Here is a 20,963-nt window from a genome sequence, read left to right on the forward strand (position 1 = left end):
GTCAATGGCGGCACCAATTACTTCTATTAAAAGAGAAGAACGATCTGAACTAGAAATTCAGCAGGAAAAATTGGCCGAACTGCAGAAACAGATTGCAGAACAAGAAGAGTCTTTGCAGAAGATCATGGAAATTACAGGAGAACTGCATAAGATTGGCGCGTTAGACGCATTGCAAGCCATGCTTCATTCGAAAGAAAAAATCACGGGTATCGCTTTAGGGCAAGTTTCAAGGGAGCCAGTTACGAATATGTTAAATAATCTGATGGCGGGAGCTGGAGTATTAACCGCATTAGATCCAGTAACTATTCAGCAACTTTCTAAAAGTATACAAAAGGGAGTATCTGAAGCTGAGCAAGGAAATGAAGAAGGACAGAAAACAGGTGTTCTTCAATTGATGAAATCCATCAATGATCCAGATATTAACCGTGCGTTAACATTCGGTATGAACTTCCTAAAAGGAATGGGTAAAGGTTTAGAAAATAAATCAGAGTAAGATTTTTGCGAAATAGGCTAGGTTGCTTCATACTGTAATAGAAGAGTTCACATGTTCCCTAGCCATTCCGGCTGGGGAACTTATTCATTAAGCAACTTTATATGTAGGAGATGAAAAAATGTCAACCCAAAGTAAAATCACAACACATTTAGTAGAACAATCCGCAGCATTAAAAAATATCGGCAGACTGTTAGTGAAATGCTCCGATAAACCAGGAATCGTATCTGCTGTTTCAACATTTTTGTTGCAACATAAAGCAAATATCGTAGAGTCTAGCCAATATTCAACCGATCCTGAAGGCGGCATGTTCTATCTGCGTATCGAATTCCACTTAGACAATTTATTGGATAAAAAAGAAGAATTTGAAGCAGATTTTAAGAAAATCGCAAATCAGCACGAGCTCGACTACAGCTTTTCCTATGCAGTGGAACTAAAGCGCACCGCTATTTTCGTATCAAAAGAACCTTACTGCTTAATGGAGTTGCTGTGGGAATGGTACAATGGCGATTTGAATACGGACATCGTTGTTGTCATTAGTAATCATGAAGATGCACGCGCTATGGTCGAGTCATATGGAATTCCGTTCCACTACATTCCAGCGAATAAAGATATTCGCAAAGATGTTGAGCGGCAGCAAGTACAGCTGATGGAAGAATACAAAGTAGATGTTTTGGTACTAGCACGATATATGCAAATTCTAACTCCAGAGTTTGTCAGTCACTTCCCGAATCAAATCATCAATATTCACCATTCATTCTTACCAGCATTTATCGGCGCGCGTCCTTACGAGAGAGCCTTTGGACGTGGTGTGAAATTAATCGGTGCAACGTCCCACTATGTGACGAATGATTTGGATGAAGGTCCAATCATCGAGCAAGACATAGAGCGTGTAGATCACCGTGATGATATCGTGCAATTGAAGAAGATTGGCCGTACGATTGAGCGACGTGTGCTGGCGCGTGCAGTGAAGTGGCATCTTGAAGATCGAGTGATAGTAGAGAATAATAAAACTATTGTCTTCCAATAAGAGACACGAAACCGCCACTCAAATGAGTGGCGGATTTTTTAATGTATGGGTGACTTGAAAGTTGCTCCATGCGTTTCCTGTGTATTCATAATGGTCAGGAATGCGGAAGGGTCTATATCGGTAGTGATTTGCTTCAGCTTTGATATCTCTAGTCTAGTCACTACGATATAGATGACATCTTTTTCATTATCTGTATAGCCACCACGACCGTGCAACTTCGTGATGCTACGACCAAGTCGGAGACGAATCGCTTCCCCAAGTTCTTCATATTCATCCGAGATAATAAAGACCGCTTTCGTTTCATCCAGCCCTTGTATGACAATGTCGATCGCTTTAGAAGCGATATAATATGTAATGATTGAATACATAGCTTTTTCTGGTCCAAGAACAAAGCCAGCCCAACCGAAGATGAAGAGGTTGAAGAACATGACGAATTCTCCGACACTGTATGGAATCTTTTTAGTCAGTAGAATTCCAAGAATCTCCGTTCCGTCCAACGCACCGCCATTACGTATAATGGTTCCGACACCCGCACCTAGTAATAAACCTCCAAAAACTGTCGCAAGTAAAGAATCGGTAACGAAAGGACCTACATTTTTAAGTGGAAACTCTACAATTGCCAGTAAAGCGATCGCATAAGATGAAGAGATAAAGAAGTTTTTCCCGATATGTTTATAGCCAAAAAACAAGAACGGTAAATTCAGAATTAATATTAAAATCCCGAATGGAATACCGGTAATGAAGTTTAATATAAGAGCAATTCCAATAATTCCCCCATCTATTACAGAGTTAGGAATTAAAAATAAGTCTAGTGCTATTGCCGTGACCACAACACCAATCGAAATGAATAAATAGCGTCTGAGTAAATGACCTACTGTTTCTTTTTTATGTTGTTTTCTCATGAAATGCCTCTTTTCCAAAACTGTTACTTTCTATCTTAACGGAATATAAAGAAAGAAAGTAGCCAAAATTGCAATATTAAGTTAGCCACTTAGATAAAATCCAGTGTACGTATGAAGGGGATGTATTCTTCAATCGATATGCTCGTTTTGGAAATACTATGCTAACCTAGCTAACTCTTCTTCAAACAGAACGGATGGCTGTCGATAGTTCAAAATCTTCCTGGGCAACTGATTTAGTGTCTGGTAAATACGTTGAATAGACTCTGTGGAGTAATCAGAAATTGCTTTTCCTTTAGGAATATATCGTCTGAGAAGACCATTGTGTCGCTCGTTAGATCCTCTTTCATACGGTGCGTATGGACGAGCGAAATAGACGTCTGTGACACCTTGAAGACTCTTTGTCAGATTAGAAAACTCGCTGCCGTTATCCGACGTAATCGTTTTAAACACTTGAGAAAACAGCTCGCCAAAATCCTGTCGTAGCTGATTGATCGCAAAGTCCACTGAATCATGATCTTGATCATCTAGGAGGATGGCATAATAGTTTCTCGTTTTACGTTCAACAAGCGTCAATAACGCGTTGTCATCAGACTTTTGTCCTTCTACTGTATCAATTTCCCAATGACCGAATTCTTGACGGTTATCAATTTCAATAGGACGTTCAGCGATACTCATTCCCAGAATACGACAGTTTCTTCGGATGCGTTTCACTTTGGTGTTCCGTCTCAGTTTCATCGGCAAGTCTATGTTTCGCACGCGTAATACGTCTAAATCAATGTAGTTATAAAGGGTTTTCATGGACACAGTAGGTCGGTCTTTCCACTCTTCTTGACGGCTTGTAAACCCGACGACTGCATCTGGTGACCAGTCTTGATTTAAGATTTTGTCACACGCGAAATTGACAAATTCATTGGCTATAAGCAACTTACTTTTTGCGCCACACTGAAGTCGATTTCGTTCATATATCGCCTGTCCGGTTTCAGCGAAATAGGCAGTATAGGATGTGCGCCCAGTTTTGAGCTGGGTAGTAGTTCCACGCTTTAATTCATTAGCGATGGTTTGATGAACGCGTCCTAAGCGCCTACCGATCTCACGGTTGGTGTGCCCTTCCTTGTGAAGCGCTTCGATTTGACCGCGCTCAAAAGCTGACAGGTGTTTATTTTTACGGTTTTGTATGGTATTCTCAAGTTGTGCCACTATAAAACTTCCTCTCATTGTTTGTCTCGTAACTTCAATGATACACGAAATTTTATAGTGGCATTTTTTTATTTGAATTTAGATGGCTAACTTGATTGTACAATTGGCCAGAAAGAAAGTAGTGTAAATATTAGGTTTTATATTTTTCTCCAAAGTACGTGATGAATGTTTTACACTTCGTGGACATAAGATAATACATCATAGCCTAATTGGAGGAGATATGTTGGATATTATTCGTCAGTTGCATAATTATCGCAAAGAAGAAAATCAGTTAAAATGGGAAGGTACATTCCTAGAGTATTTAAATTTAATAAAAGAGCGTAAAGAAGTGGCACAAACTGCTCATTCCCGTATTTATGAAATGATAAAAAGTGCAGGTATTGAAAAGAAGGACGGTAAGAAAGTCTATAATTTCTTTGATCAAGAGTTATATGGTTTAGAAGAGTCCATCGAACGATTAGTAGAAGAGTATTTTCATCCGGCAGCAAAGCGTTTAGATGTTAAAAAACGCGTATTGTTACTAATGGGACCTGTCAGTGGTGGTAAATCTACTATCGTTTCGATGTTAAAACGCGGACTCGAAGCCTTTTCACGTACAGACGAAGGGGCGGTATATGCTATCAAAGGATGTCCAATGCATGAGGATCCATTGCATTTGATTCCCGAATCTTTAAGGAAGTCATTCCTTGAAGAATATGGTATACGAATTGAAGGTAGTTTATCGCCTCTGAATCAATTGCGTGTTGACGAAGAATTTGGGGGTAAGATTGAAAATGTGATAGTAGAACGTATCTTATTTTCAGAGGATCGTCGAGTAGGAATTGGAACATTCACACCTTCCGATCCAAAGTCACAGGATATTGCCGATTTGACTGGGAGCATAGACTTCTCGACTATTGCTGAATTTGGTTCCGAATCGGATCCGCGTGCTTATCGATTTGATGGGGAATTGAATATAGCAAATCGTGGCATGATGGAATTCCAAGAAATGCTGAAACTTGATGAAAAGTTTCTTTGGCATTTATTGTCCTTAACCCAGGAAGGGAATTTCAAGGCAGGCCGCTTTGCGCTGATTAGTGCAGATGAACTAATTGTCGCACATACGAATGAGACGGAATATCGTTCATTCATCAGCAATAAAAAGAACGAAGCGCTTCACTCTAGAATGATTGTCATTCCAGTTCCGTACAATCTGAAAGTGAGTGCTGAAGAAAAAATCTATGAAAAAATGATACGTGATAGTGATATAGCTCACGTGCACATCGCACCACATGCGCTGCGCGTAGCTGCTATTTTTTCTGTTCTTACGCGTTTGAAAGCATCGAAGAAACAAGGTATTGATCGTTTGAAAAAGCTACGTTTGTATGATGGTCAGAATGTCGAAGGCTTCAACGATGCAGACGCAGAAGAACTAAAGAACGAATTTATCGATGAAGGTATGGACGGAATTGATCCACGCTACGTCATCAACCGTATTTCTTCTGCTATCATTCGAAAAGAAGTCCCTAGCATTAACGCGCTGGATGTATTGCGTTCATTAAAAGACGGCTTTGATCAGCATGCCTCTATTTCGTCCGAGGATCGTGACACCTATATGAACTATATTTCTATGGCGCGTAAAGAGTATGATGAAATTGCGAAAAAAGAAGTCCAGAAAGCTTTCGTGTATTCCTATGAAGAGTCCGCTAAAACATTGATGGATAATTATTTGGATAACGTCGAAGCATATTGCAATAAAAACAAATTACGCGATCCACTTACAGGTGAAGAAATTAATCCAGATGAAAAGTTGATGCGTTCCCTAGAAGAGCAAATAGGTATTTCGGAGAATGCAAAAAAAGCATTCAGAGAAGAGATTTTAATCCGTATCTCCGCATACGCGAGGAAACACCAGCGCTTTGATTATCGCTCCCACGATCGCTTGCGTGAAGCAATTCAGAAAAAGCTTTTCGCTGATCTAAAGGACGTTGTGAAGATCACTACGACTTCTGCCACACCAGATGAAACGCAGCTGAAGAAAATGAATGAAGTAGTAGCGCGTTTAGTAGATGAACACGGCTACAACTCCGTCTCGGCAAATGAACTGTTGCGGTACGTGGGAAGTTTATTGAATAGATAAGTACGTTTGTAATTCCTACCTATACGATATTGCCAGCCTATGTAATGTGAAACGAGAGACCTCAATTCAAGAGGTCTCTTTTATTTTGTCAATATTCAAATGGCCACCGCATATGATAAGGAAACAAATTGTTCGAGAGATAGGCGGGGATACGAGTGGAAGAAAATCAGAAAAGTCGATTCGTTGTCACTGAAGAAAATTGGTCTCTCCATCGCAAAGGTCACCAGGATCAGCAACGCCATCTGGATAAAATAAACGAAGTATTAAAAAGTAATCTACCTGACTTAATCAGTGAAGAGAACATTATCCTTTCAAACGGAAATGACATGGTGAAAATACCGATTCGCTCATTGGATGAATTTAAAATTAGATACAACCATGATAAGTCCAAGCACGTTGGCCAAGGTAAAGGGGATAGTGCAGTAGGAGATGTCGTAGCACAAGGAGAAAAACAAGCACAACCTGGCGATGGGAAAGAAGCTGGTGATCAGCCAGGCGAAGATATCTATGAAACCGAAGTTTCGATTGAAGAATTAGAAGAGATGTTCTTTAAAGAGCTGGAATTACCAGACTTGGAACAAAAAGAACAGTCTGTCACAACCATTGAAGATATCGATTTCACGGATATTCGTAAAAAAGGTTTAATCGGAAATATTGATAAAAAAAGAACATTATTATCGGCTATTAAACGTAATGCAATGAATGGAAAAGCAGAAGTTGCACCGATTTTGGAAGATGATCTACGATTTAAAACATGGAATCCCGTGGAAAAACCACAATCTAAAGCGGTAGTCATTGCCATGATGGATACTAGTGGTTCAATGGGGAAATTTGAGAAATATATGGCACGTAGTTTCTTTTTTTGGATGACGAAGTTTTTACGGACAAAGTATGAAACTGTAGAAATCGAATTCATTGCGCATCATACAGAAGCGAAGGTAGTGACAGAAGAAAACTTTTTTAATAAAGGAGAAAGTGGCGGTACGAGATGTTCATCTGCCTATAGTAAAGCACTGGAAGTCATCAGGGAGTCTTATCCCCCTGCAAGTTATAATATATACTCCGTGCATTTTTCAGATGGGGAGAATATGACGAGTGATAATAAGAAGTGTCTGGAACACGTGGATGAATTATTAGCAATATCCAATATGTTCGGCTACGCAGAGGTCAATGAACATCGAAGAATGTCCACATTAATGTCTGCGTATAAATCCATTGAACATCCTAAATTTAATTACTATATTTTACAGAAAAACCGTGACGTTTACTATGCACTTAAGAAGTTTTTCGAAAAGCGAACGGAGGGATTACGCTGACCGATCAACAGGCACTATATTATGCAATTGATGAAATCACGGAGATTGCCAGTGGTTTTGGACTTGACTTTTACCCGATGCGCTACGAAATCTGCCCGGCAGATATACTATATACATTTGGCGCTTACGGAATGCCAACACGTTTCACACATTGGAGTTTCGGTAAGCAATTCCATAAGATGAAATTGCAGTATGACATTGGTTTGAGCAAGATCTATGAGTTAGTTATTAATTCAAATCCATGTTATGCATTCTTATTAAATACGAATAGTTTAATTCAAAATAAATTGATCATCGCGCACGTATTAGCACATTGTGATTTTTTTAAGAATAATATCTATTTCTCAAAGACGCGTAAAGACATGGTCGAAAGTATGTCAGCTACAGCGGAACGGATTGCAGACTACGAGGTACGCTATGGTAAGAAACGTGTAGAGACATTTCTTGATGCGGTATTAGCCATTCAAGAACACGTTGACCCTAGTATTATGCGCGACATTATTCCGTCTCCTTCAATTGTGAAACCGCCCCGAAGGTCTGTTTATGAAGATTTATGGGGTCTGGATCAACGAACTATTCCTGGTCAGCAAGCAATTGAGATGCATAAAAAGAATCCGAAAGAACAACAAAAAGATATTTTATTATTTATACTTGAAAATAGTCGCAATCTTACAGAATGGCAAGCAGATATCCTAACCATGTTAAGAGAAGAAATGCTCTATTTCTGGCCACAATTAGAAACGAAAATCATGAATGAAGGCTGGGCATCTTATTGGCATCAAACAATCCTGCGCCAAATGGATTTAACACCATCCGAGACCATCGAATTTGCAAAACTGAACGCAAGTGTACTGCAACCTTCTAAGACCTCGATCAATCCATACTATCTAGGTGTTAAAATGTATGAAGACATTGAAAAGCGCTACGATCTATTGGCTAAAGAAGCTAATGCACGTGGTGAGGAGGCGATGTCAGGACGCGAAAAAATATTTGAAGCACGTGAAATAGAAAATGACACATCATTCATTCGTAATTACTTGACCGATGACCTAATCAAACAAGAAGATTTATACGTTTTCCAAAAGGAGGATAATCAATACAAAGTCTCTGATAAACAGACTGAAGCTGTCCGGAATCAACTAATTGGACAACGGGTGAATGGCGGATTCCCCTATATAGTAGTTGAAGACGGTGATTATATGAGGAATGGCGAGCTCTACCTAGTTCATCGATACGAAGAAACAGAACTGGATCTACCTTATTTAGAGCACGTCCTGCCACATATCCATCAACTCTGGGGGCGCATCGTGCACATTGAGACTATACTTGAAAATAAACCTCTTGTTTTTTCATACGATGGTCACAAAGTGTTTAGAAGAAGTAAATAACGGAAAGAGTAAGGCCAATAGCTTATTTTAAGGCTGAAGACAACTCCAGTAATATGGAGATTGCCTTCAGTTTTTTATTTTGCTACTTTTCATTTTGTGCATCTAATGTTATTTTTATAGTATACTAACTCATTAACGTACTAAAGAGTTGAGAAAAGAGGAAAATACATGAAAAAGACCACTCTTGCTTTATTATTCGCTGCATTATTCTTAGTGCTGGCGGGCTGTTCGGGCAAGTCTTCTGAAGAAGATAAATCGACATCGGACACAGGTAAAGAAGGAACAAAAGAAATCATCATCGGTGTTGATGATAAATTTGCACCAATGGGGTTCCGTGATGACAAAAATAATTTAGTCGGTTTCGATATTGACATGGCAACGGCTGCGGCTGAACATATGGGAGCTACGGCGAAGTTCCAACCTATTGACTGGAAAACTAAAGAAACTGAACTTAGTAGTGGACGTATCGATTTGATTTGGAATGGTTATACGATCACTAAAGAAAGAGAAGAAAAAGTATTATTTACGAAGCCTTATTTAGATAATAACCAAGTCGTAGTCACATTAGCTGATTCTGAAGTAAATGCGATTGAAGACTTGGATGGTAAAATTGTGGGCGTGCAGGCATTATCTTCTGCTGGTCCAGCTCTCGAGAGTCATCCAATCCATGAAAAAGTGAAGAATGTCACGGAGTTCTCGGACAATGTTCTGGCATTGACTGATTTAAAAACTGGCCGTCTCGATGCGGTTGTAATTGATGAAGTCGTTATTGATTATTATATGACAACAGAAGAAGGCGTCTTTGCAAAAGTAGAGGGATCATTAGCCGTGGAAGAATACGGTGTGGGTGTGAAAAAAGGCAATGAAGAATTACTTGAAAATCTTCAAAAAGCGTTAGACACTATGAATGAAGATGGTACTGCAGCTGAAATCTCCACAGAATGGTTCGGAGAAGACAAAGTTCTTCGTTGAGATGTAGAATAAGGAATATTGACGGAAGTTGCAGTAGTGACTTCCGTTAGTATTAATATAGTAAGAGAAGTACATAAAACCTTGAATGGTTTTTTGGAGGAATTAACTAATGAGCTATGAATATTTTATGTCCATGCTGATTCCTATGCTGGAAGGAGCTAAAGCGACTGTCTTATTATTCGTAATAGCGATTGTCCTATCTATTCCACTCGGATTCCTGCTGACACTTGCCGTAAGAAGTAGTATTAAACCAATTTCTTATTTGGCGCAGACTTTTATATACGTCATGCGTGGGACCCCTTTGTTATTACAGCTATTGTTCTTTGTTTTTGGTTTACCACTTCTGCCGGTAATTGGTGAGTATTTGGTGTTTGACCGTTTTGTGGCGGCTACACTTGCGTTTATTTTGAACTATTCAGCGTACTTTGCTGAAATATTCCGTGGTGGATTACTCTCCATCGATAAAGGACAATATGAAGCTTCACAAGTACTAGGATTATCGAAATGGCAGACAACGGTGCGTGTGATTTTACCACAGATGTTCCGTGTAACATTGCCACCCATTGCGAATGAATCGGTGTCTTTAGTAAAGGATACAGCCCTTTTATACGCGGTAGCCGTTCCTGAACTGCTCCACTATGCTCAAACAGTCGTCAACAGAGATTTCACCATCATTCCGTTCTTTATTGCGGCGGGTATTTACCTGTTGATTGCTTTTGGGTTAACTGTAGTATTCAAGTATTTAGAGAGAAAGCTGCAATACGAATGAGGAGAGAAAACTATGTCTTTCATTGAAGTACGCAACTTACAGAAATCATTCGGGCCATTGGAAGTATTGAAAGATATATCGTTTGATGTTCAAAAGAATGATGTAATGGCCATTATCGGACCGTCGGGATCTGGAAAAAGTACGATGCTAAGAAGTTTGATTCAGTTAGAGCAAGTAGGTGGCGGCAGTATTGCTGTTGACGGGGATTACTTAGTTAAAGATGGCGTTTATGCAAACCCTTCTGATAGTAAGGTAATCAACTCGAAAATGGGTATGGTTTTTCAACAGTTCAACCTTTTTCCGCATTTAACGGTTAAACAGAACTTGGAGCTTGCACCTAAACTTGTGAAGAAAGAGAAAGCCAAAGATTATGGTGATAGAAGTATCGAGTTACTTGAAAAAGTTGGATTGGCTTCAAAAGCTAACGAACTACCTTCTAGACTTTCAGGTGGCCAGAAACAGCGCGTTGCGATTGCGAGGGCGTTAATGATGGATCCCGATATATTATTATTCGATGAACCGACATCCGCACTGGATCCTCAATTGACGAAAGAAGTACTAGAGGTTATGAAAAATCTAGCAGAAGAACATATGACCATGATTGTGGTGACGCATGAAATGGAATTTGCAAGCAATGTCGCGAATCATGTGATCTTCATGGACGATGGAAGGATCATTGAATCAGGTACTCCCGATGAAGTCATCAAATCCCCAAAAGAACTTCGTACGAAACTATTTTTGAATCATGAATTAAGTGAATAACAAAAAGTCATGCGATTAAAATAACCGCATGACTTTTTTATGTCTAATTTATTATTTCTCTTGGAATTATTGTAGTATATGAAAAATTTGGATGGATCGTTCATAAACTTATGTGAATTCACACAAAATATTGAATAATCCATTGACGAATAACGTAGTAAAGGGTACGATTACGTATAATTATTACCTTTTCTGAATATATCGAAAAAGTGATAGATCATAGTATAGGGGGATTTAAATGAAGAAACGTTGGATGACTTATGCAGCAGCACTATTCAGTATTGTGCTCATTTTGGCTGCATGTGGTGGAAAAGAGGAGTCATCTGATTCAGCAGCAGATGATAAAAATGATGACAAAGCAAGTACTGAAGAAAAATACACAATTGGTGTTACACAAATTGTAGAACACCCATCTTTGGATGCTGCATTTGAGGGGTTCCAAAAAGCAATTGAAGATGCAGGATTGAATGTCGAGTATGACAAACAAAATGCACAAAATGATAATAGTTCCAACTCAACGATTGCAAATAACTTAGCGGGTGCAGGAGTGGACTTGATTTTTGCTAACTCTACACCAAGTGCTCAAGCAGCAGCTAGCGCGACTCAAGATATTCCGATCATCTTCACATCTGTAACTGATGCAGTAGCTGCAGAACTTGTTGCATCTAATGAAGAACCCGGTGGTAATGTTACGGGTACAACGGATAATCATCCGGATGCAATTCCAAACACAATGAAATTCTTGAAAGAAAATTTAAGTGCAAAAAAAGTAGGAATGATCTTCAACTCAGGAGAACAAAATTCCCGTTTGCAAGTGGACCACGTGAAAGAAATTCTTAAAGATATGGATATGGAAGTTGTAGAAGCATCTGTTGCAACTTCAGCAGACGTAAAACAAGCAGCTGAATCTTTGATTGGTTCAGTAGACTCGTTTTATATCATTACGGATAACACCGTGGTATCAGCTCTTGAATCAGTTATTTCTGTTGCGAATGACAATAAGATTCCAATGATGGTTGGTGAATTCGATTCAGTGAAACGTGGCGGGCTTGGAGCGTACGGCTTTGAATACTATGATATTGGTTATGAAGCTGGTGAAATGGCAGTTAAGATTCTAAAGGGAGAAGAAACTCCTGATTCAATGCCTGTCCAGTTACCCCAAAATTTGAAATTGGTAATGAATGAAGAAACAGCAAATGCAATCGGCTTGAAGATTCAAGAAGATTGGAATGCAGAAGTTGTAGAATAAATTCAACTAGGAGATGATCTTGCATGTTTTCAGCTGTATTTGGCTCAGTTGAGCAGGGTATCATCTATGCGATCATGGCACTCGGAGTGTATCTAACATTTCGGGTGCTTGATTTTCCAGATTTAACAGTGGACGGAAGTTTTGTAACAGGTGCAGCAGTAGCAGCTACGATGATCGTTTTTGACTATCATCCACTTGTTGCAACACTTACCGCGATTGTGGTCGGCTTTTTTGCTGGATGTATAACCGGTTTATTACATACCAAAGGAAAAATTAATCCACTTTTATCCGGAATTCTCATGATGATAGCTCTTTACTCGATAAACCTTCGGATAATGGGACTGACTACCGAAAATTCAGTAGGCCGCCCAAATATTCCGCTTTTAAATTCAGAAACGATTTTTAGCAAGTTCCAAGTTTTCTGGAGTGGTCTTGGAGTTGATGAAGCAATCAACGGCTTCTTGGCGGGACTTGGTATTGAACATTTACCTTCAACTTGGGGAACATTGATTTTGATGATTTTAGTTGTGATTATTATTAAGTTTATTGCGGACTGGTTCTTGCAAACCGAAGTTGGTTTGGCAATCCGTGCGACGGGCGACAACAAAAAGATGATTCGCAGTTTCTCTGCAAATACTGATACACTCGTTATTCTCGGATTAGGAATTTCTAACGCATTAGTAGCTTTCTCGGGTTCATTGATTGCACAATACGGGAAATTTGCCGATAACGGAATGGGAATTGGTATGATTATCATCGGATTGGCATCTGTTATTATCGGTGAGGCAATCTTCGGAACAAAAACCATCTTCCGTACAACGTTAGCGGTAGTGATCGGTGCCGTGATTTACCGTATTGTACTAGGATTATCACTGCGTGTGAAAATTCTAGATTCTGGTGATATGAAATTGATCACAGCCGTTATCGTAATTGCCGCATTGATTATTCCACAAGTTCTTGAGAAAAGACGGGAAAAGAAGCGTAAAGCGAAAAGGCAAGCTGAACGGATAGCGAAGAAATCGTTACGAGGAGGTCATAGCGTTGTTGAAACTGGATCACATCAATAAAGTGTTTAATGAGTCGACTCCGGATGAAAAAGTAGCGCTGGACCAGATTAATCTGCATCTAAAGCCTGGTGATTTCGTTACAGTAATAGGCAGTAACGGTGCGGGCAAGTCAACGATGATGAATATGATCTCAGGTGCACTATCACCGGATTTCGGTTCTATTTATATCGATAATAAAGATGTTACACGTTTGGCGGAATATAAACGTTCCAAAATGATTGGACGAGTATTCCAAGATCCAATGTCAGGTACAGCACCTACTATGACGATCGAAGAAAATCTGGCAATGGCCTATTCACGTAATAGACGGCGTTCTTTGCATCGAGGAGTGGATAAGAAACGGAAGGATTTATTCCGGACGTCCCTGGAGACGTTGCACTTGAATCTTGAAGATCGAATGACGGCTAATGTAGGATTGCTGTCAGGCGGTGAGCGTCAAGCGTTGTCTTTGCTTATGGCGACCTTCACGCAACCATCTATTCTCTTACTCGACGAGCACACGGCTGCACTCGATCCATCGCGTGCGGAGCTTATTACGGACTTAACGAAGAGATTGGTTGAGAAAGATCAACTAACGACTTTGATGGTAACACATAATATGCAGCAGGCGCTTGACCTTGGAAATCGTTTGATTATGATGGATAAGGGACAGATCATCCTAGAAGTGGAAGAAGAACAGAAGAAGCACTTAACGATTGCAAAATTGATGGATGAATTCCAGCGCATACGTGGAGAACAACTTACTAGTGATGCTGCACTACTTTCTGTATAAAAGAAAGCCCCTGTTTCCGGTTTGGAAACAGGGGCCATTTTTGTGTTAGGCAAGCTGTGCAATATGTTTCTTGATTTCATATACCCAATCAAACGGATCTTTTTCTTTACCGGTTTGGATATTCGTTAATGTGTTATATAGTCGAGTGGAAAGTTCACCCGTTTCACCGTTACCGATGATCATTTTATAACCGTCCCAATTCAGTTCACCGACAGGCGAAATAACAGCAGCTGTACCTGTACCGAAGACTTCTTCTAGTTCACCGCTTTCGTAAGCAGATCGGATTTCATCCATCGAGATTTTGCGCTCTGCTACGGGTACATCCCAGTGTCGTAGCAATTGCAAGATTGATTTTCGTGTAATGCCCTCGAGGATGCTGCCGTTGATTGCGGGTGTTACAACTTCACCATTTATTTTGAAGAAGATATTCATGCTTCCTACTTCTTCAACGTATTTACGCTCTGTGCTATCGAGCCATAAAACTTGTGAGTAACCTTGTTTATCTGCTGTCTCCTGCGCCTTTAAAGCGGATGCATAATTACCTGCTGTTTTGGCGCTGCCAGTTCCACCTTTTGAAGCTCGCACGAATTCATTTTCCACAAGGATTTTGACTGGGTGAATTCCTTCTTTGTAGTAAGAACCAACAGGAGACAAAATCATGTAAAATTGATATTTCTTTGCTGGTGCTACGCCTAGGAAAGCTTCAGTTGCAATGACGAATGGACGGATGTACAAAGACGTTCCTTCTAGTGTAGGAATCCAATCCTGCTCGATTTGCAATAACTGATTAAGGGCGTATAATGCGTTTTCTTCATCGATCCGCGGCATGCATAAACGGTCAAGTGAGTAATTCAAGCGCTTAAAGTTTTGATCGGGACGGAATAAACGAATAGTTCCTTCCTTGGAACGATATGCTTTCATTCCTTCAAAAACCGTTTGTCCGTAATGCAGCACGATTGCAGCAGGATCAAGTGCTAATGGAGCGTAAGGAGTAATGCGATGATTATGCCAACCTTTGCCTTCCTCATAGTCTATAATAAGCATGTGGTCCGTAAATGTCTTACCGAAAACTAAGGTGCTAGGGTCTGGCTTTTCTTTTTTATTTTGTGCAAGTTGAATTTGCATTGGTAATCTTGTCATAATCATCAAATCTCCTTAAGATGTAGAATATTCCGAATATTTAAGTCCGAATAATGTAATTATACTGCTTTTTCAAGAAAAATAAAGTAAAAAGTTTGACGAATAGTAAAACAATTTAAGAAAGGAACATGATCTTATGAAAAAAGTATTGATTATCGGCTCTGGAATCGTCGGTATTTCTGCTGCGTATCACTTATCTGGTCGACAAGCAGAAGTTGTATTGATCGATAGACAAGAGCCAGGACAGGCGACGAAAGCCGCGGCAGGAATTATTTGTCCTTGGGCATCCCAGCGGCGAAATAAAGCATGGTATGCATTGGCATCAGCTGGTGCTGCGTATTATCCTGAATTCATTCGTTCATTGGAAAACCATGGTGAGACCGATACAGGGTATAAGAAAGTAGGGGCTTTGGCGATTCACACAGATATAAAGCGTTTAGAGAAGAAAGTCGAATTACTGAATAAAAGAAAAGAACTCTCCCCCGAGATTGGTGATGTGGAATTACTAGACGCAGAGCAGACAGCAAATTATTTTCCCGTTCTGTCTAGAGAGTATTCAGCAGTTCGTATTTCAGGCGCAGCCAAAGTAGAAGGGGATAAACTTCGCGATGCATTGGAACGTATTTCAGTCAAACATGGTGTACAAAGTATAAAAGGCTCCGCCACACCTTATATAAAAGAAGGGAAAGTCTGTGGTGTCAGAGTGAATGGAGAAATTATAGAAGGCGATCAAATCATCTTGGCAGCAGGTGCATGGGCAAGTGAATTTATAAAACCTTTAGGCAAGAATTTACAAGTAGCTGGACAGAAAGCGCAAATCCTTCATTTACAATCCAATCAAAATACGTCCGGCGAATGGCCAGTCATTATGCCACCAAACACTCAGTACCTTGTACCATTTCAAGACGGAAAATTCATAGCAGGTGCGACACACGAAGATACAGACGACTTTAATATACAGCAGACAGCTGGCGGTATACTTGAAGTGTTAACGAATATTTTACCCATTGCACCTGCACTAGGCGAAGCAGAATTAACTGAAGTCCGAGTAGGTATCCGTCCGCATACACCGAATTTTATGCCGGTGATTGGCCAACTGCCAGACCACCCACAAATTTGGATTGCTAATGGTCTTGGATCATCTGGATTAACAGTCGGCCCACTTCTTGGCAAGCTTTTATCCCAGCTAGTACTAAATCAAGAAACAGGATGGGATTTAGAAAGCTACTCCATCAACCAAATAATTTCCGAAGATCATTGAATAAAGTGCGTATAATGACTATTATGAATATATAGCGATTGATCGGTCAGGGGGAAGATTCTTATGAGAAGATATGTTTCATATTCGGAGGAAGTAAAAGAAGCGATGAAATACGGCAAGCCGTTAGTCGCATTGGAATCCACAATAATTACGTATGGTATGCCATATCCGGAAAATGTAAAAGCTGCACGTGAAGTTCAGCAGATTGTGCGTGATCACGGAGCGGTTCCGGCAACTATTGCCATTATGGACGGGAAAATAAAAATAGGGCTAACCGATGAAGAACTGGAACGTTTCGGTGATAGCAAAGGTGTAGTTAAAGCGTCCAGACGCGATATTAGTTATTTGATTGCGACTAAAAAGCCGGGGGCAACAACGGTTGCTGCATCAATGTTTTTTGCGGACTTGGCGCGAATCCGCGTGTTCACGACGGGAGCAATTGGTGGCGTGCATAGAAACGTAGAACAAACGATGGATATATCTGCTGATCTAGAAGAATTCGCACGTACCAGTGTTGCGGTTGTTTGTTCTGGAGCAAAATCCATTTTGGATCTTGGCAAGACACTTGAATACTTGGAAACGAAAGGTGTACCTGTGATGGGATATCAAACGGATATTTTCCCTGCATTCTATACAAGAAGCAGTGCACATCATGTAGACTATCGAGTGGATGAAATCGATATGATGGCAGAGATGTTACGTGTTAAATGGAATCTAGGCTTGGAAGGAAGTGCGATTATCGCCAATCCTATTCCTGAAGAATATGCGATGGATCAAGAGTATATGGATGGATTGGTTTCAGATGCGCTTAAAGAAGCTGGAGAATTGGGCATTAGCGGGAAAAATCTCACACCACATATGTTAAAAAGAGTTCAGGAAATGACAGGCGGTAAAAGCCTCGAAGCCAATATCGCGTTGGTGAAGTCAAACGCAGAACTAGCTGCAAAATTGGCAGTGAGTTTTAACGGTAATTAATAGGGATAGGTTGTGTAGCATTGAAAGTAGTATCTTGGAACGTGAATGGTATTAGAGCATGTGTGAAAAAAGGATTCAGTGACTTTTTTGAACATGCACAAGCAGATATATTTTGTGTCCAGGAGATCAAATGCCAAGAAGGACAAATCGATCTTTCTTTCGATGGCTATGAATCTTACTGGAACTATGCAGAGAAAAAAGGATATTCCGGTACAACGGTGTTTACGAAAAAAACGCCTCTATCTGTACGCTATGGATTGAATGATCTAGATCACGAAGCAGAAGGACGAGTGCTGACGCTAGAATTTGAAGAGTTCTTTCTCGTCAATTGTTATACACCTAATTCGCAACGGGACTTGGCACGATTATCATTTCGATTGGCATGGGAAGATGAATTACTCGAGCATTTACAGTCGCTTGATGCCATCAAGCCAGTCATCTATTGCGGAGATTTAAACGTAGCGCATGAAGAAATTGATATTCGTAACGTGAAATCAAACATTGGTAATTCAGGGTTCACGAATGAAGAACGTGGAAAAATGACACGGCTATTAGATACGGGATTCTTTGATACATTTCGCTTTATGAATCCGGATCTCGAAGGAAGTTATACGTGGTGGTCTTATATGCGCGACGTACGTGCACGAAATATCGGCTGGCGGATTGATTATATTATCATTTCAGAACGCCTTCAGTCAGCTTTAGAAGCGACAGCCATTCATTCAGAAATCATGGGCAGTGATCATTGTCCAATTTCTGCAGAGTTAGAAATATACTAATTAGAGCCAGTGCATCTGAAATTAACCTGTTTAGTTGGAGGATACTGAAGCTGTAAAATAAAAATCGCAACACAAGTCAAACTTGTGTTGCGATTTTTTGATTAAATCAATTCTAGTTGCTTGGAAAAAATTAAATGAAAAGAGTGTCATATGATTTTATCCTCGGAGTAGACAGCGATAAGTAAGACAGCTACATCTTCTCCGATGTTTTTTACAAAGTGAGGCACACTAGCATTCCAACTGAATGAATCGCCTTCTTTTGCAATGACAGAATCTTCGCCTTGTTCAGCAAGGACCGTGCCTTTAAGTACGACATGGCTTTCTTCACCTTCGTGGGCAATCGCTTGACCAGTCGATGTACCGGGGGGTAATTCAACGTGCATCATGCGAAGGCCGCTTTGAGTAGAAATATGTTCAATTTTTATGCCGTTAAACGTTGTATATACCCGATCGGCTTTCCTAATGACTTTCATATGCTTCTTTTTTTCTAGCAGCAAATAGGGTAGAGGAACGTCCAGGAAGCTGGCGATTTCTTGCAACGTATTTAGGGAGGGGGATGCGTTATCGTTTTCGATGTTGCTTATGAACCCTTTTGAGAGTCCAATTTGTTCGCTCATCTGGGCAATTGTTATTTTCTTTCTCTTCCGTATATCTCGTATTTTCGAGCCGATTTTCACTCTAATCCCTCCAAGAATATTGTTGTTTGACTATATGATAACACACATATATTGACGCGAACTTTCGCATGATGTTATCCTATAGAGAATTAATATTCACCTAGTGATACTTATTATTGGATTATATACTAATAATAAAACTATTGATGTTTTTCACGAACATATATGCAGTTTTAAAAAGTAAAATAATCCTAGGGATATAGTAATATTTGAGAAAGGAGGAGAAGTTTATTAGTCAGATATTTAGCTATGCGGATTGAAAGAGCTGTTAAAATATTTGAACATTCCATTGGGACTCTAGCTATGTTTTGGTTTCTTAGGTTCTGTAAACTGTAATTTCTACTGGAAATCAATTGAAAGCGAATGTTAATTATTTTTACAAACAGTGTTCACCTATATAGAAATAATAATCTTTTGGTACATAAAATTTGGGATGATGACACAACGGATTTTTATGCGCTTCGAAGCCCGGAACACAATGACTTTGGAATGAATAATGCATTGATTTTCTTAATACACAGAGTATATTTTCTTCTTATCCACTAACAGGAAACGATCTGTTTGTTATAAGTCTAAGAAGATCATTAGAATAGCAGCTTATTTATGATCGTAGGATACGCTAAGCCTCATTGGGATATGGATGACAGAGCTACAAAGGCATTAGTAAGCTCAATTGAAGATTATCAGGTGGTCACATTTCTAATGGGAATTATATTGATGTGAACACGTTGTGAAATAATGTAACTGAATTAAGTAATAAAATTTAGGAGGAAATGAAGAGGAAGAAATTAGAGATAAGCATATTTTTATTAAGAATAATGTTAGGGATTAGTTTTTTTGTACATGGGTTCGTTAAATTTCAAGATGGAATAGGAAATACGGCAGGATGGTTTGATAGTATAGGAATTCCAGGGTTTTTAGCATACTTTGTAGGAGCTGTGGAACTAATAGGTGGAATGGCACTCATTTTAGGCGTAGGGACGAGAGTTGTTTCTGCATTGCTAGCTATAATCATGGTTGGTGCAATTCTAAAGGTTAAACTTACCGCTGGATTCTTAGGCACGAGGGAAAAGGTTGGCTATGAACTAGATCTTGTGCTTTTAGTAATCGCCATATTTTTAACCATAAATGGAAGTAAGATTTGGGCAGTTGATCAAGCTATATTTAATAGAAAAAAGAAAAATTCATATCACGAACAGTAAGAAACAATACTAGATAGAAGAGAGGCTGATTGCAAAAATGAAAAACTTTCATCAAAGTCCTAATATATTTGTTGGACAGGTTAATATAAATGTAACAAATCTTAATTCATCGCTTGAATTTTACCAAAAGGTTATAGGATTTCAAATATTGGAGCAAACAGATCGAAAAGCCGTTTTAACAGCGGATGGTAAAATAGGATTATTAACAATTGAACAACCGGTTGATGTACTACCAAAGGAAAAAGGGAAAACCGGTTTATTTCACTTTGCACTTTTATTACCAACACGGGCTGACTTATCTGTCTTTTTACGCCATTTATCTGAGACAGGCTTTCGATTCGCAGCATCAGATCATCTTGTAAGTGAAGCTCTATACATTACAGATCCAGACGGAAATGGCATTGAAGTGTATATAGATCGGCCAGCTATCGAATGGACCTGGTCTAATGGGGAAGTCAAGATGGTTTCTGACCCATTAGATGTAGAAAGTCTATTAGCAGTAAGTGATATGGATTGGGATGGGTTGCCTGCTGACACGGTTATGGGGCATGTTCATATGCATGTGGCCGATCTTCAGAAAGCAGAGGAGTTTTACACGAAGGGACTTGGTTTTACAGTTGTGAGTCATTATCCTCAAGCTGTTTTCATTTCAACCGGTGACTATCATCATCATATCGCCTTGAATACATGGCAAGGAGTAGGTGCTTCGAAGCCACGAGAAAATAGCGTCGGTATAAATTGGTATACTCTTACTTTTCCAAATGAAGAAGCAATAGCAAAGGTTATTGAACAATTACAGTATCTAGGCGCTTCGTATGTAGTTGAAGATGGATTGTTTGTCATAGAAGATCCATCAGGAAATAAAATTCAATTAACCGTGTAAACTCGTTCCAGTT

The 20,963-nt window shown here is 39.6% G+C and carries 20 protein-coding genes; 16 read left to right on the forward strand and 4 right to left on the reverse strand.

Annotation, left to right across the window (positions count from 1 at the left end; all coding sequences use genetic code 11):
- The first annotated feature begins 4 nt into the window (after window positions 1–4).
- The gene (locus SporoP32a_RS15540) at window positions 5–493 is read left to right on the forward strand and encodes a helical membrane plugin domain-containing protein (RefSeq protein WP_085428736.1); all 489 of its coding nucleotides are present in this window, start codon (window positions 5–7) and stop codon (window positions 491–493) included.
- Window positions 494–611: 118 nt separating this feature from the next.
- The gene (gene purU / locus SporoP32a_RS15545; protein WP_085428737.1) at window positions 612–1,520 is read left to right on the forward strand and encodes a formyltetrahydrofolate deformylase; all 909 of its coding nucleotides are present in this window, start codon (window positions 612–614) and stop codon (window positions 1,518–1,520) included.
- A gap of 38 nt (window positions 1,521–1,558) precedes the next feature.
- Here the strand turns inward: purU and SporoP32a_RS15550 are convergent, their stop codons facing one another.
- On the reverse strand, window positions 1,559–2,422 hold the full coding sequence (locus tag SporoP32a_RS15550; RefSeq protein WP_085428738.1) for a YitT family protein: 864 nt from the start codon (window positions 2,420–2,422) through the stop codon (window positions 1,559–1,561).
- 156 nt (window positions 2,423–2,578) lie between these two features.
- Window positions 2,579–3,622: an IS30 family transposase gene (locus tag SporoP32a_RS15555; RefSeq protein WP_420542312.1), complete on the reverse strand. Its 1,044-nt coding sequence runs from the start codon at window positions 3,620–3,622 to the stop codon at window positions 2,579–2,581.
- A gap of 217 nt (window positions 3,623–3,839) precedes the next feature.
- Between SporoP32a_RS15555 and SporoP32a_RS15560 the strand changes: the two genes are divergently transcribed.
- The 9 genes from SporoP32a_RS15560 to SporoP32a_RS15600 all read left to right on the forward strand — a co-directional run bounded on the left by SporoP32a_RS15560 (window position 3,840) and on the right by SporoP32a_RS15600 (window position 14,033).
- A complete protein-coding gene (locus SporoP32a_RS15560) occupies window positions 3,840–5,738 on the forward strand; it encodes a PrkA family serine protein kinase (RefSeq protein ID WP_420542300.1) in 1,899 nt (632 codons plus the stop codon).
- A gap of 155 nt (window positions 5,739–5,893) precedes the next feature.
- The gene (yhbH, locus tag SporoP32a_RS15565) at window positions 5,894–7,054 is read left to right on the forward strand and encodes a sporulation protein YhbH (protein ID WP_085428740.1); all 1,161 of its coding nucleotides are present in this window, start codon (window positions 5,894–5,896) and stop codon (window positions 7,052–7,054) included.
- A complete protein-coding gene (locus SporoP32a_RS15570) occupies window positions 7,051–8,442 on the forward strand; it encodes a SpoVR family protein (RefSeq protein ID WP_369823271.1) in 1,392 nt (463 codons plus the stop codon). Before yhbH ends, SporoP32a_RS15570 begins: the two co-directional genes overlap by 4 nt.
- A gap of 168 nt (window positions 8,443–8,610) precedes the next feature.
- Entirely contained in the window at window positions 8,611–9,414 is an 804-nt protein-coding gene (locus SporoP32a_RS15575) for an amino acid ABC transporter substrate-binding protein (protein ID WP_085428742.1), read from the forward strand.
- Window positions 9,415–9,523: 109 nt separating this feature from the next.
- Complete coding sequence (locus SporoP32a_RS15580; protein ID WP_085428743.1) at window positions 9,524–10,183, forward strand: amino acid ABC transporter permease; 660 nt, start codon at window positions 9,524–9,526, stop codon at window positions 10,181–10,183.
- 12 nt (window positions 10,184–10,195) lie between these two features.
- Window positions 10,196–10,945, forward strand: a complete 750-nt coding sequence (locus tag SporoP32a_RS15585) for an amino acid ABC transporter ATP-binding protein (RefSeq protein WP_085428744.1) — start codon at window positions 10,196–10,198, stop codon at window positions 10,943–10,945.
- Between the two features lie 238 nt (window positions 10,946–11,183).
- Window positions 11,184–12,194, forward strand: a complete 1,011-nt coding sequence (locus tag SporoP32a_RS15590) for an ABC transporter substrate-binding protein (RefSeq protein ID WP_085428745.1) — start codon at window positions 11,184–11,186, stop codon at window positions 12,192–12,194.
- Window positions 12,195–12,217: 23 nt separating this feature from the next.
- A complete protein-coding gene (locus tag SporoP32a_RS15595; RefSeq protein ID WP_085428746.1) occupies window positions 12,218–13,261 on the forward strand; it encodes an ABC transporter permease in 1,044 nt (347 codons plus the stop codon).
- Window positions 13,236–14,033: an ABC transporter ATP-binding protein gene (locus SporoP32a_RS15600; RefSeq protein ID WP_085428747.1), complete on the forward strand. Its 798-nt coding sequence runs from the start codon at window positions 13,236–13,238 to the stop codon at window positions 14,031–14,033. Before SporoP32a_RS15595 ends, SporoP32a_RS15600 begins: the two co-directional genes overlap by 26 nt.
- Before the next feature lie 45 nt (window positions 14,034–14,078).
- Here the strand turns inward: SporoP32a_RS15600 and SporoP32a_RS15605 are convergent, their stop codons facing one another.
- Window positions 14,079–15,179, reverse strand: a complete 1,101-nt coding sequence (locus SporoP32a_RS15605) for a branched-chain amino acid aminotransferase (protein WP_369823266.1) — start codon at window positions 15,177–15,179, stop codon at window positions 14,079–14,081.
- Window positions 15,180–15,309: 130 nt separating this feature from the next.
- Between SporoP32a_RS15605 and SporoP32a_RS15610 the strand changes: the two genes are divergently transcribed.
- The 3 genes from SporoP32a_RS15610 (at window position 15,310) to SporoP32a_RS15620 (ending at window position 18,188) form a co-directional block, all read left to right on the forward strand.
- The gene (locus SporoP32a_RS15610; protein WP_085428749.1) at window positions 15,310–16,434 is read left to right on the forward strand and encodes an NAD(P)/FAD-dependent oxidoreductase; all 1,125 of its coding nucleotides are present in this window, start codon (window positions 15,310–15,312) and stop codon (window positions 16,432–16,434) included.
- A 63-nt stretch (window positions 16,435–16,497) separates the two neighbouring features.
- Window positions 16,498–17,409: a pseudouridine-5'-phosphate glycosidase gene (locus SporoP32a_RS15615; protein WP_085428750.1), complete on the forward strand. Its 912-nt coding sequence runs from the start codon at window positions 16,498–16,500 to the stop codon at window positions 17,407–17,409.
- 20 nt (window positions 17,410–17,429) lie between these two features.
- A complete protein-coding gene (locus SporoP32a_RS15620) occupies window positions 17,430–18,188 on the forward strand; it encodes an exodeoxyribonuclease III (protein WP_085428751.1) in 759 nt (252 codons plus the stop codon).
- Window positions 18,189–18,334: 146 nt separating this feature from the next.
- Here SporoP32a_RS15620 and SporoP32a_RS15625 read toward each other — a convergent pair whose 3' ends face one another.
- Window positions 18,335–18,865, reverse strand: a complete 531-nt coding sequence (locus SporoP32a_RS15625; protein WP_085428752.1) for a helix-turn-helix domain-containing protein — start codon at window positions 18,863–18,865, stop codon at window positions 18,335–18,337.
- A gap of 773 nt (window positions 18,866–19,638) precedes the next feature.
- On the opposite strand from SporoP32a_RS15625, the gene SporoP32a_RS15630 reads away from it, so the two are divergent.
- Window positions 19,639–20,067 carry a DoxX family protein gene (locus SporoP32a_RS15630; protein ID WP_085428753.1) on the forward strand — a complete coding sequence of 143 codons (429 nt, stop codon included), beginning with the start codon at window positions 19,639–19,641 and terminating at the stop codon, window positions 20,065–20,067.
- Between the two features lie 37 nt (window positions 20,068–20,104).
- Window positions 20,105–20,950, forward strand: coding sequence for a VOC family protein (locus SporoP32a_RS15635; RefSeq protein ID WP_085428754.1), 846 nt, complete (start codon window positions 20,105–20,107; stop codon window positions 20,948–20,950).
- Window positions 20,951–20,963: the final 13 nt, after the last annotated feature.

Origin of the sequence: Sporosarcina ureae (assembly GCF_002109325.1) — a bacterium.
GTDB lineage: Bacteria > Bacillota > Bacilli > Bacillales_A > Planococcaceae > Sporosarcina > Sporosarcina ureae_C.